10 protein-coding genes are annotated in these 11,680 nt (G+C 60.6%); 6 read left to right on the top strand and 4 right to left on the bottom strand.

The window, feature by feature from the left end; all coding sequences use genetic code 11:
• Positions 1–87: 87 nt before the first annotated feature.
• The 3 genes from PYR65_RS18885 to PYR65_RS18875 all read left to right on the top strand — a co-directional run bounded on the left by PYR65_RS18885 (position 88) and on the right by PYR65_RS18875 (position 4,534).
• The gene (locus PYR65_RS18885) at positions 88–1,272 is read left to right on the top strand and encodes a BaiN/RdsA family NAD(P)/FAD-dependent oxidoreductase (RefSeq protein WP_276119089.1); all 1,185 of its coding nucleotides are present in this window, start codon (positions 88–90) and stop codon (positions 1,270–1,272) included.
• Positions 1,273–1,326: 54 nt separating this feature from the next.
• Positions 1,327–1,650, top strand: coding sequence for a hypothetical protein (locus PYR65_RS18880; RefSeq protein WP_276119088.1), 324 nt, complete (start codon positions 1,327–1,329; stop codon positions 1,648–1,650).
• A 355-nt stretch (positions 1,651–2,005) separates the two neighbouring features.
• Positions 2,006–4,534, top strand: coding sequence for a methyl-accepting chemotaxis protein (locus tag PYR65_RS18875; RefSeq protein WP_276119087.1), 2,529 nt, complete (start codon positions 2,006–2,008; stop codon positions 4,532–4,534).
• Positions 4,535–4,584: 50 nt separating this feature from the next.
• On the opposite strand, the gene PYR65_RS18870 is transcribed toward PYR65_RS18875, so the two are convergent.
• Complete coding sequence (locus PYR65_RS18870; RefSeq protein ID WP_276119086.1) at positions 4,585–4,743, bottom strand: hypothetical protein; 159 nt, start codon at positions 4,741–4,743, stop codon at positions 4,585–4,587.
• 168 nt (positions 4,744–4,911) lie between these two features.
• Between PYR65_RS18870 and PYR65_RS18865 the strand changes: the two genes are divergently transcribed.
• Entirely contained in the window at positions 4,912–5,787 is an 876-nt protein-coding gene (locus PYR65_RS18865) for a LysR family transcriptional regulator (RefSeq protein ID WP_276121106.1), read from the top strand.
• Positions 5,788–5,872: 85 nt separating this feature from the next.
• Here PYR65_RS18865 and PYR65_RS18860 read toward each other — a convergent pair whose 3' ends face one another.
• Positions 5,873–6,112 carry an SMc00767 family acetate metabolism repressor gene (locus PYR65_RS18860; RefSeq protein ID WP_037119629.1) on the bottom strand — a complete coding sequence of 80 codons (240 nt, stop codon included), beginning with the start codon at positions 6,110–6,112 and terminating at the stop codon, positions 5,873–5,875.
• Positions 6,113–6,309: 197 nt separating this feature from the next.
• Positions 6,310–7,599 (bottom strand): isocitrate lyase, encoded by a 1,290-nt coding sequence (gene aceA, locus PYR65_RS18855; RefSeq protein ID WP_276119085.1) that lies wholly within the window; start codon positions 7,597–7,599, stop codon positions 6,310–6,312.
• A gap of 229 nt (positions 7,600–7,828) precedes the next feature.
• Here aceA and PYR65_RS18850 point away from each other — a divergent pair, with 229 nt between their 5' ends.
• Entirely contained in the window at positions 7,829–9,238 is a 1,410-nt protein-coding gene (locus PYR65_RS18850) for a helix-turn-helix domain-containing protein (protein WP_276119084.1), read from the top strand.
• 8 nt (positions 9,239–9,246) lie between these two features.
• Here the strand turns inward: PYR65_RS18850 and PYR65_RS18845 are convergent, their stop codons facing one another.
• Entirely contained in the window at positions 9,247–10,200 is a 954-nt protein-coding gene (locus PYR65_RS18845) for a fatty acid desaturase family protein (RefSeq protein WP_276119083.1), read from the bottom strand.
• Positions 10,201–10,543: 343 nt separating this feature from the next.
• On the opposite strand from PYR65_RS18845, the gene PYR65_RS18840 reads away from it, so the two are divergent.
• Positions 10,544–11,638: a polyamine ABC transporter substrate-binding protein gene (locus PYR65_RS18840; RefSeq protein ID WP_060635972.1), complete on the top strand. Its 1,095-nt coding sequence runs from the start codon at positions 10,544–10,546 to the stop codon at positions 11,636–11,638.
• Positions 11,639–11,680: the final 42 nt, after the last annotated feature.

Here is an 11,680-nt window from a genome sequence, read left to right as displayed (position 1 = left end):
ACAGGCTGTATTCGCCCTCATCGTCACAACAGCAATTGACTTTGCCGCCCTTGCCTTTGAAAGAAAACCGAAACGGGAATGGATGTCTTGGCCGAACAATTCGACGTGGTGATAATCGGGGCAGGGGCTGCCGGCATGATGGCGGCGATCGAGGCGGGCAAGCGCGGCCGCCGCGTCGCTGTGCTCGATCATGCCAAGGCGCCGGGCGAAAAAATCCGCATTTCCGGCGGTGGACGCTGCAACTTCACCAATATCCATGCGAGCCCGAAGAACTTCCTCTCAGTCAATCCGCATTTCTGCAAGTCGGCTTTGGCGCGCTACACGCCGCATGATTTCATCGCCCTGGTCGATCGCTACAAGATCGCCTGGCATGAAAAGACGCTTGGCCAGTTGTTTTGCGACGACACCGCCAAGGACATCATCCGCATGCTGCTGACCGAGATGAAGGAGGCACGCGCGGTCCTGCGGCTGGGCGCGCAGATCCAGGCGGTTGAAAAAACCGTGTCCGGGTTCCGGATCGTGACCGCCGATGGCGCCATCGATTGTTCCTCGCTGATCGTTGCGAGCGGCGGAAAGTCGATCCCGAAAATGGGCGCAACCGGTCTTGCCTATAAGATCGCAGAGCAGTTCGGCCTGCCGCTGGTGGAGACCCGGCCGGGACTGGTGCCGCTGACGCTCGATCCGGTGCAACTGGAAAGCCTGAATGCGCTGGCCGGCGTTGCCGTCGATGCGCAGGCGCGCTGCGGCAAGACGGTTTTTGAGGAAGCCGTGCTGATCACCCACCGGGGCCTGAGCGGTCCGGCCATCCTGCAGGTATCGTCCTATTGGCGCGAGGGCGGCGATATCAGCCTCAACCTTTTGCCGCATGCCGATATTGCCGGCGTGCTGAAGGCGGCGCGTAAGCAGAATGGCCGCCAGGCGCTGCAGACGGCGCTCTGCGAACCCTTGCCGAAACGGCTGGCACAATTCTTCGCCGAGGCCGCCGGGCTCAGCAACCGGCCGCTCGCCGATCTCTCCGACAAGGCGATCGATGCGTTCTGCCTCACCCTCAAGGACTGGGTGATCAAGCCCGCCGGATCGGAGGGCTATCGCACCGCCGAGGTGACGCTGGGCGGTGTCGATACGAAGGCGCTCGATTCGCGCAGCATGCAGGCGCGGGACGTTCCCGGCCTCTATTTCATCGGCGAGTGCGTCGATGTCACCGGATGGCTGGGCGGCTATAATTTCCAATGGGCCTGGGCATCGGGCTTTTCGGCCGGCCAAGTGGCATGAGCCGGCAAAGCGCAGGCGGCTTCAGCACTTGTTAAGACATCTGACGGAACCTGTTTGAAACGCTGGTCCAAACGTTTTGCAGCACGGCACGATAGTCATTTTCAGGAATTGTTTCAGAAACGTGACATTTTTTACGCTTTTGTGAGCGGTTGCAGCACGGCATGGACTGGCGGTCCGGAGCATCCGGGTCTATTGTTGCTGATGTCGAAAGGAAATGATGCCATGAATCAATCACGCAATCGTTCCACCGCCCGCGCAATCGCAATTGCGAAAGCCGACGAAAGTGCCGCGCGCAAGGCTTTGTTCATCCGTGTTTCAGTGATCGCCGCGTTCGCGCTTGCAGCGCTCGTTGCCCTTCCGTCCTTCTGGTCGTTCTAAACGGTCCGATTGCTTCCCGCTTTCTGTGTGAGGCGGGTTATATCTGCCCATGCCTTGCCGCATGGTCTCGCGAAATCCCGCAGGGCGGGATTTTCCATCGATGCGCTGCAACAGCCATCTGAAACGATTTAGATCCCACTTATTCAAATATTAATCGTTGCCGTTGAAGAATGATTTCAACGGAGCCTGCCGTGATCTCAGCCCCGGGGAGGCGGCGGATCATGCAATGAATGCCTGGCAGGCTGGCGGCGATGCGCCGCATGATTTTTCAGTTAAATCACCAGCGTGCTGGCGCACCGGGCAAGCCTGTACGGCTTGAGGAGGGCGGACGCAGGCTGCGAGCCAAGGTGCGTTCATGTTCATCGACAAGATTCTTGCCCGCTTCAAAATCCAGACCAAGGTGCTGTTGTTCATCCTGCCCTTCGTCGTCAGCATCTGCGCCGTCGGCATTACCGGGCTTTATGCGTCGGGATTGCTGCAGGGGCGGATGGAGATTTCCAATAGCGTCCTGCAGTCGCTGAGCGGTTTCAAGGATGTCTATGCCGGCATGAACGCCTTTCTGCAGAACACGTCGGAGGACACCCGCCAGGCTGTGGTTGAAAAGCTTGAGGGCCAGCAAGCGGTCCTGTCGGGCACGCTGGCGCAGGTCAATGACGAGGAAGGCCGCCGCCAATTGCAGGAGGCCGTCGAAGGCAGCACCAAGATCGGCGAGCGCGTCGGCCAGCTCTGGACGCTCTACGAGGAAGAAGTGGCGCTGCGCAAATCCATCTCCAACAGCCTCGGCAGCCTGCTCGGCGAGCAGATGAAGGTGCTTGAGGAAGCCACCAAGATGGAACGCGCAGTCCGCAAGGATGAGGAAGCGGCCAAATCGATCCTGCGTGAAGCAGATCGCCTGACCTCGTCCAGCGATACGCTCGTTGCCTTCATGTCGGCCTTTGCCAAGGCGGCGACGCCGGAAGAAAAGATCAAGTTTGCGGGCAGTTCCTATGGAGAACTCACCAAGGTACAGCGCAAGATCGCTTCCGGCCTGCCGGCAAACCAGAAGGCCGTCGCCGAAACCTTCAAGAAGACCGTGGCCGAGATGAAGGCGCTGGTCGATACCGGCGATCTCAGCGAGGAAAACGCCGCAGCAGTCGGCCGTCTGGTTGCCCGCTTCCGCCAGAACAGCATCCAGCTGCAGACGGCCGCCACCGTCAAGATGCGCGACGCGACCGCCACCTTCGGCAAGCTCGATGCGCCGCTGGTCAAGGCCGCAACCGTGCTCACCGATACTCGCAAGCTGGTCAATTCCGTCTATTCCATCCGCATCGCCGCCGCGAGCTTCCTGGAAAAATCCGACGAGGAGGGCCGTGCCCGGCTTTCGCGCGAATTCTCCATCATGGGCCAGGATGTGCAAAGCCTGGCACAAACAGCCGGCGACCTGAAATTCTTCACCGATCTGGTCGGCTCCTTGAAACCGATCATCGAGAAGATGGATCAGGACAGCATCGCCCTGGTCGCAACCAGCCATAAACGCCAGGCCGAATTCACGGCTGCGGCTGCCGAAATCGACAGCATCTGGGGTCAGCTGACCGCATTTGCCGAGGGCCAGAAGACCACCGCCTCGGTCGAGCGCGACAAGGCAAATCAGGTCTCTGTCTTTGCGACGGTTCTGGGCATCCTGATCGCCCTTCTCGCCGGTGGCGCGCTGGTGCTGACACTGAAGGGTCCGATCGGGCAGATCACCGCCGCCATGCGCCGTCTGGCTGACGGTGCGCTCGATACCTCGATCGATGGCGGCGCCCGCCGCGACGAGATCGGCGACATGGCGCGGGCGCTGGGCATCTTCAAGGAAAATGCCCTTTCCAAGGTCCGCATCGAAGCCGAAAGCGAGGAGCAGCGCGCCCAGGCCGATGCCGAGCGCAGCCGCAACGATACCGAAAAGCGCGCCCTCGACAGCCAGATCGATTTTGCCGTCAACCAGCTCGCCGCCGGTCTCGGCCGCCTGGCGCAGGGCGATCTCTCGCAGCAGATCGAAACGCCGTTCACCGGCCGTCTCGAACAGCTGCGGATGGACTTCAACGGTTCGCTGATCCGCCTGCAGGACACGCTCCTGCAGATCCGCAACAATGCGCTGTCGATCCAGCGCAGCGGCAACGATATGCATGCATCGGCAGATCAGCTCTCCAAGCGTACCGAGGCTCAGGCCGCGTCGCTGGAAGAAACCGCAGCCGCCGTCGACCAGATCACCGTCACCGTACGGTCCTCGGCCGAGCGGGCGCATGAGGCCAATGTTGCCGTCACGCATACCAAGAAGAGCGCCGACAATTCCGCCGTCGTCGTCAGCAACGCGATCTCGGCCATGGGCCGCATCGAAGATGCCTCGCGCCAGATCGAGCAGATCATCGATGTCATCGACGAGATCGCCTTCCAGACCAATCTCCTGGCGCTGAATGCCGGGATCGAGGCCGCCCGCGCCGGCGATGCCGGCAGGGGGTTTGCGGTGGTGGCGCAGGAAGTCCGGGAACTCGCCCAGCGTTCGGCAGGTGCGGCCCGCGAGATCAAGGGCCTGATCAACAAATCCGCCAACGAAGTGAATTCCGGCTCGCAACTGGTCCAGGAAACCGGCGCGGTTCTGGCATCGATCAGCCAGCAGATCGTTGCGGTCAGCAGCCATGTGGAAATGATTGCCACTGCCAGCCGCGACCAGGCCGCAGCGCTGCACGAGGTCAACGGGTCGGTCAACCAGATGGACCAGATGACGCAGCAGAATGCGACCATGGTCGATCAGGCAACCAGCGCCAGCCGCGAACTCGCCAACCAGGCCGATACGCTGATGATGCTGGTCGAACAGTTCCGCCTGGAGCCTGTTGCAACCGGCCGCCAGGTCGGCCGCGCCGCCTGATAGATACTAGATAAATGCGGACAGCCCGGCGGCTTTGGACGCCGGGCTTTTTATTTTCGTCGCAGCCAGCCCAGGCAAAGCCGCCGCACCGCGCTGGACATCCTGCTGGACAGGCGGTTCCGGTCGATCACCTCCTGGAATTCATGCGGTCTGCGCGCGTCCTTCGCCAGCATCTCCATCCATAAAACCATTCCCATCATCTCCGGCATCACAGCTTCCCTTCGGCAACAGAAAGCCGTTGCCGGACCTAAGGCCCTGCAGGACGCTTTCTTCAATTTGGGATGAGGCGGCACTGCCGCCGCACTCCGTTCACACCTTGAACCTATGCTTCAAAAATGGGTTTATAAACGCAAGAAACCGGAGTATGTTTTTCAATGATGAAAGACATATCCTGGGATGCCTATCAGATATTTCTGGCCGTTGCGCGCCATGGCGGATTGACCGGTGCCGCGCAGGTCAACGGTTTGAGCCCCGCCACCGTCGGCCGCCGTGTGCTGGATCTGGAACAAAGGATCGGCCGGCAGCTGTTTGTCCGCAGCCAGACCGGGTACCGTTTGACCGCCGATGGCCAGGCGCTTTTAGAACAGTTGCAGGCTATGGACGCCGTGGTGCGCAAGGTCGATGGCTGGCGGCAGGAGGCGCATGGGGGCTCTGTGGTGCGGCTGATGGCCGGAACCTGGGTGACGTGGCTGGTCTGCGAAAACATCCAGGCGATCTGGAGCGAGCGTGACGGTTTCCGCCTCGACATGTCCGTTTCCGAGCGGCGGGCGACGCTGGCACACCGGCAAAGCGATGTCGGCGTGCGGGCGGTCGTGCCGGACGAGCCGCATCTGACAAGCCGCCATACCGGCGAGGTCGCCTATGCCGCCTACCGCCAGCGCAATGCGCAGCCGGGATTGGCCTCAGCCTGGATCGCGGTGTCTGAGGAGGATGCGATCTCGCCCTATCTGCGCTTTCCGCATGAACAGGCGGCTGCCCCGGTCGCCGTCATCGTCAGCCGCCCGCGCTCGCTGCTGGATCTGGCGCGGGCAGGGGCGGGGCAGGCGGTGCTGCCCTGTTTCGTCGGCGATCTCGATCCGGGCCTGGAGCGGGCAGGCGAGGAACTGAAACAGCTGCGCCACGGCCAATGGATCGTCACCAACAGCGAGGACCGACACCGCCGCGAAATCCGCACGGTGTCCGAGCGGCTGTTCCGGCTGGTCAAAAGCCATGCCGATCTTTTTGCCGGCAAGCGGCCAAGCCGCAGTCTTTAGCCGTTAGTCTTTAGCGTTTCGCCGGAACGCAACATCCCGGCAGGATATTGTCCCGCCGGGATGTTTGTGGACACGGTGTCATGCCTCAGCCGCGTCCCTGCGTGACGATAACGGGGATCAGCAGATCACCCCAATTGCCTTCGCCGCCATGATGGCGGGCCGAGCGGACAAGCTCGACGGAAACGCCAGCATCCACGGCTTTCATGACGGCCTGGTTGAGCCTGTGCAGGTCGTTGGCGACCATGCGGATCATGGCCTGCTGTTCCGGTGTCATAGCCGAGGACTGTTCCTCCGCCCGTTCCTTGACGCGTGTCTGGACTGTCATGGTGGTTCCTCCTTGGTTGATGTTGTGATTGGTTGAGAGCCCCTCCCCAACCCCTCCCCACAAGGGGGAGGGACTTGCATGCCGCACCGTTCTGCCCAGAGACAACTCCGCACGTCTGGAGTGGTTGATGGAGCACAGAAAGTGCCGCAAGTTAGCCCCTCCCCCCTTGTGAGAAAGAGTTGGGGAGGAGAATTCGCCTACTCCGCCGCCGGCCGGAATTGCTCGTGTTCGGTCGATTCGTGCATGGCTGTCGTCGAGGACTTGCCGCCGGTGATCGCCATCGAGACGGCGTCGAAATAGCCGGTGCCGACTTCGCGCTGATGCTTGGTGGCCGTGTAGCCGTTGACCTCGGCGGCGAATTCGGCCTCCTGCAGCTGCGAATAGGCAGCCATCTGCCGGTCCTTGTAGCCGCGTGCCAGTTCGAACATGCCGAAGTTCAGCTGGTGGAAGCCGGCAAGTGTGATGAACTGGAATTTGTAGCCCATGGCGCCCAGCTCGCGCTGGAACTTGGCGATCGTCGCGTCGTCGAGGTTTTTCTTCCAGTTGAACGACGGCGAGCAATTATAGGCGAGCTTCTTGCCCGGATGCACCTTGTGCACGGCCTCGGCAAACCTGCGGGCCTGCTCGAGATCCGGCTTGCCGGTCTCCATCCAGATGAGGTCGCAATAGGGCGCATAGGCAATCGCGCGGGCAATGCAGGGCTCGATGCCGTTCTTGACCTGATAGAAACCTTCCGTCGTGCGCCCGGCATCGTAATCGACGAAGGGCTGGTCGCGCTCGTCGATATCGGATGTGAGCAGCTTGGCGGCCTCGGCGTCCGTGCGGGCGATCACCAGTGTCGGCGTGCCCATGACGTCGGCGGCAAGGCGCGCGGCGTTGAGATTGCGGATATGAGCGGCTGTCGGGATCAGAACCTTGCCGCCGAGATGGCCGCATTTCTTTTCCGATGCCAGCTGGTCCTCATAGTGAACGCCGGCAGCGCCCGCCTCGATAAACGCCTTCATGATCTCGAAAGCGTTGAGCGGCCCGCCAAAGCCAGCCTCCGCATCGGCAACGATCGGGGCAAACCAGGTATCGACCGAAAGGCCCTTGCCCTCCGAGGTTTCGATCTGGTCGGCGCGCTGCAATGTCCTGTTGATGCGCTTGGCCAGTTCCGGGGCCGCATTGGCCGGATAGAGCGACTGGTCGGGATACATGGACGAGGCGGTATTGCTGTCGGCGGCAACCTGCCAGCCGGAAAGATAGATGGCCTTCAGGCCGGCGCGAACCTGCTGCATCGCCTGGTTGCCCGTCATCGCGCCCAGCGCATTAACGAAATCCTCCTCATTGATCAGCTTCCACAACCGGTTCGCGCCCATTTCGGCCAGCGTATGGCGGATCTGGACGGAGCCGCGCAGCCGCGTGACGTCCTCGGCAGTATAAGGGCGATCGAGGCCGTCGAAACGGCCCTGCGGGGCGCCGGGAATGAGATTGTAAAAATCAGTCATAAGTTTCCTCCTGCAATGTTTCGAGACAGATAAGGCTTTCGTTTAAGGGTGTCTCGATCGGCGATCTGATGTGACCTGTTTTACAGTGCGCTGCACAAACCCGCCAGAAAAAAAGGATTTTTGCTATGTTCAAAAGGGTTATCATGTCTTGCCTTTTACAATGGCCCTTTGTAATTCTGTAAAAACTGTAAAGACCGCCAGTCTGGCTAAATTGTAAAAGGCGTGACAAATGGCTGAAAACAAGATTTTTGCCGGGGCTCGCGTGCGGCGGATCCGTAATGGCTTGTCGCTGACGCAGACGGCGATGGCCGAAGCGCTTGGCATCTCGCCGTCCTATCTCAACCTGATCGAGCGCAACCAGCGTCCGTTGACGGTGCAGCTGCTATTAAAGCTCTCCTCGGTCTACAAGGTCGATCTCGACGAGCTGCAGGGGGAGGCGACCGGCAGCGTCACGCAGTTGCGCGAAGTATTTGCCGATCCGCTGCTCTCGGGCGAGCTGCCGGGCGATCAGGAATTGATCGAGGTGGCGGAGGCTGCCCCCAACGCCGCGATCGGCGTTCTCAAACTGTATCGCGCCTACCGCGAACAGTCGCTGCGGCTGAAGGACCTGAGCGCACTTTTATCCGATCAGGGCCATATGGCGGCATTGTCGGACGCGCGCCTGCCAATGGACGAGGTGCGCGACATCTTCGAAAGCCGGCCTCATTATTTCGCTGATATAGACGAGGCCGCAGAGGCCTTCCATGCGCAGCTTTCCCCCGGCGAAGACCTTGCCGGAGCGCTGAAAGGCTTTTTGCGCAAGGAGCATGGCCTGACGGTGCGCACATTGCCCGTCCATGTCATGCCGGACCTGCGCCGCCGCTTTGATCGTCATTCCATGCGGCTGTTCCTGTCGGAGCGTCTATCGGCGCAGGACCAGCTCCGCGAAATCGCCATGGAGGCGGCGCAGATCGCGTTTCCGCAAGCCATCGCCGCCGACCTGCAGCAGCTGGCATTTTCCACTGGCGAGGCGCGCCGTATCGGCCGTTTCGAGCTGGCGCGGTATGCGGCGCATGCGGTCATGATGCCATACGCTGGCTTTCTCGCCGCAGCACAGCGGGCGAAATACGATATCGACGTGTTGAGCGCCCGCTTCCAGGTCTCCTTCGAACAGGCCGCCAGCCGGCTGGTGACGCTGCAGCGCCTGGGGGCTGCGGCGCTACCGTTCTTCCTGATGGAAATCGATCATGCCGGCAACCGGCTGCGCAAGGCGGGTGCGTCCGGTTTCCCGCAGGCGCGCTTCGGCGGCGGCTGTCCCAAGCTCAACGTTCACACGGCCTTTGCGCAGGCTGGCCAGGTGCTGGCCGAGCGGGTGGAGATCTTTGGGGGCGGGGAGTTTTTGACCATCGCCCGGACGATCGAAGGTCCACGGGCGAATTTTCAAGATCGCGTCCGCCGCACCGCGATCCTCATCGGCTGTGATGCCGCGCATGCCGGCGAAACCGTCTATGGTGCCGCACCTCTTGCAACTGTCGCCGGTGGCACCGCCTGCCGTCTCTGCGAGCGGCAGGGCTGTCTTGCCAGGGCTGAGCCGCCGGTCACAAGGCCGCTCGGGCTCGATGAAATGGTGACCGGTCTGAGCGCCTTTGATTTTCAGTAGCTGCCCATTCAGTAACTGACAGGATGATGCGCCGGAAGCAGCGGCGCATTCGGGGCAAAGCATTCCGAAGCAAGCCCTGTCGTATAGCCTCGTGTAATGTGCGCCCGGCTGGCGTAATTCGGGTTTGTCATCAGCACCGCGTGCAGTTCCGGCAGGTTGTAATAGGGCACGCCCGGATAAAGATGATGTTCCAGGTGATAGTTGATGTTGTGGGGCGCAAAGAACAGCTTTTCCCAGAGATGGGGATAGACGGTGCGCGAGCTGCCCAGTTCGTCGGAATAATCCATGCTGCCGAAATGCTCGGCAACGCTGCGGACATAGAGGAACAGGCAAAAGAAGGTGAAGAATGGCACCAGCCAGTAGAGCGTGACGTCGGTCCAGAGCCCGAAGACCGAGAAGATCACTGCGGCCGCGATATAGAAGCTGATGCGCAGGAGCTTGTAGGTCCGGGTCGAGCGGTCATGCTTGGCAATGCGCTTGGCCATGTGCAGGATATCGCGCACAGAATTGATTGCCACGAGATAGCCGAGCAGCTGCACCACGCCGCGCCAGACTTTCTGCGGGAAGGTGAACTGCGTCATGCCGAGCTTGGCGGCCCAATCGGGGTCCTCGTCGGTATTGGTATGCTGGTGATGGGCAAGATGGTTCATCCGGTAGCCATCGACCGTCGCCATGATCGGCCACGCGAGCAGCAGATCGCTCATCCAGTCGCTGACCTTGCGGTTCTTGATGATGCGGTAATGGGCGGCCTCATGCATCAGGCAGCCGAAGGCATGCATGCGTCCGGCAATCACAAGCACCGCTGCGATATAGGCGAGGGGATGCTGCATATATTTGCTGAAGACGATGGCGCCGGCAATCAACGCCCAGTCGAAACCGATGGCCAGAAGCGTCCTGTGAGATTGCAGCACCGACAGCCGCTTCAATTCCCGTGGATCGATCCGCTGCGACTTCACATTCATGACGGCCAACTCCGAAACACATAACCTTCTCTGCGCAAAATCGCATTCCGCACATGGTTAAGCAATCGTAAACGCCGTGTTCCACGCGCGATCTGCGCTTATGGTTAACCGGCGCTGGGATGCGGGCCGCCGGGCGCGCAGGCCGCGATGGTGCACTGAAAAGATTCGGCTTTTTGCAGGAAGCGCTAAAATTTGGCAGTGCACCGAATGGTTCTGCTTGGGCCAGTAAAAGCGCTTGTGGTTGTTTGAAAACATGCCTAACTTCCAAACGCGCATACGGAGGGACAGACAGGCAGGCGACGGCGGCCGCCCGGACTGTTCCGATAAAACCAAGGGGAATTCTATGTCGCGTACGATTGCCACAGCCTTTGCCGCGTTGATCCTTTCTGGGTCCGCAACGATTGCCACCGCGCAGGAGCGCGTGGTCAATATCTACAACTGGTCCGATTATATCGATGCGTCGATCCTGGAGGATTTTACCAAGGAAACCGGCATCAAGGTCGTCTATGACGTCTTCGACAGCAACGAGATCCTCGAAACCAAGCTGCTCGCCGGCGGCACCGGCTATGATGTCGTCGTGCCGACCGCAACCTTCCTGCAGCGTCAGATCGCGGCCGGCGTCTTCCAGAAACTCGACAAGTCGAAGCTGCCCAATCTTTCCAATATGTGGGACGAAATCACCACGCGCGTCGCCACCTACGATCCGGGCAACGAATACGCGATCGACTATATGTGGGGCACGACCGGCCTTGGCTATAATGTCGAGAAGGTGAAACAAATCCTCGGCACCGACGAGAAGCCCACATGGGATGTGCTTTTCAAGCCGGAACTGGCCGCTAAGTTCAAGGATTGCGGTATTCAGGTTCTCGATTCGCCGACCGATGTCGTGCCGAGCGTCCTGCTTTATCTCGGCCTCAATCCCGACAGCCATGCGCCGGAAGATCTGGCCAAGGCCGAAGAGCTGCTGCTGAAAATCCGCCCGAACATCCGCAAGTTTCACTCCTCGGAATATATCAATGCGCTCGCCAACGGCGATATCTGCCTGGCCTTGGGCTATTCCGGCGATATCTTCCAGGCACGCGACCGTGCCGCCGAAGCCAAGGCCGGTGTGACCGTTGATTATTCCATTCCGTCGACGGGCGCGCAGATGTGGTTCGACGTCATGGCCATTCCAGCCGATGCGCCGCATGTCGCCGAAGCGCATGAATTCCTGAATTACATCATGAAGCCGGAAGTCATTGCCAAGGCGAGCGACGTGGTGTTCTACGCCAACGGCAACAAGGCCTCCCAACAGTTCGTCAGCAAGGACGTGATGGGCGACACCGCGATCTATCCGCCGGAGGATGTCATGAAGAAGCTCTTCACGACGACGCCCTTCGATGCAAGAGAGCAGCGCGTGCTAACGCGCATGTGGACCAAAGTGGTCACCGGCCAGTAAGTCGAAAAGAATTGCCCGGACCTCATCCGGGCAATTTTCTTT

Source organism: Pararhizobium qamdonense (genome assembly GCF_029277445.1).
Lineage (GTDB): Bacteria > Pseudomonadota > Alphaproteobacteria > Rhizobiales > Rhizobiaceae > Pararhizobium > Pararhizobium qamdonense.
Note: the sequence above shows the minus strand (reverse complement) of the source record. Positions and strands in the feature narration are given on the sequence as shown.

Bases quoted from the DNA above. Each gene is read 5' to 3' on its own strand.
- PYR65_RS18870 (WP_276119086.1), bottom strand. From the start codon at position 4,743: ATGCCGGAGATGATGGGAATGGTTTTATGGATGGAGATGCTGGCGAAG.
- aceA (WP_276119085.1), bottom strand. From the start codon at position 7,599: ATGACTGATTTTTACAATCTCATTCCCGGCGCCCCGCAGGGCCGTTTC.
- PYR65_RS18875 (WP_276119087.1), top strand. From the start codon at position 2,006: ATGTTCATCGACAAGATTCTTGCCCGCTTCAAAATCCAGACCAAGGTG.
- PYR65_RS18845 (WP_276119083.1), bottom strand. From the start codon at position 10,200: ATGAATGTGAAGTCGCAGCGGATCGATCCACGGGAATTGAAGCGGCTG.
- PYR65_RS18865 (WP_276121106.1), top strand. From the start codon at position 4,912: ATGAAAGACATATCCTGGGATGCCTATCAGATATTTCTGGCCGTTGCG.
- PYR65_RS18850 (WP_276119084.1), top strand. From the start codon at position 7,829: ATGGCTGAAAACAAGATTTTTGCCGGGGCTCGCGTGCGGCGGATCCGT.
- PYR65_RS18840 (WP_060635972.1), top strand. From the start codon at position 10,544: ATGTCGCGTACGATTGCCACAGCCTTTGCCGCGTTGATCCTTTCTGGG.
- PYR65_RS18860 (WP_037119629.1), bottom strand. From the start codon at position 6,112: ATGACAGTCCAGACACGCGTCAAGGAACGGGCGGAGGAACAGTCCTCG.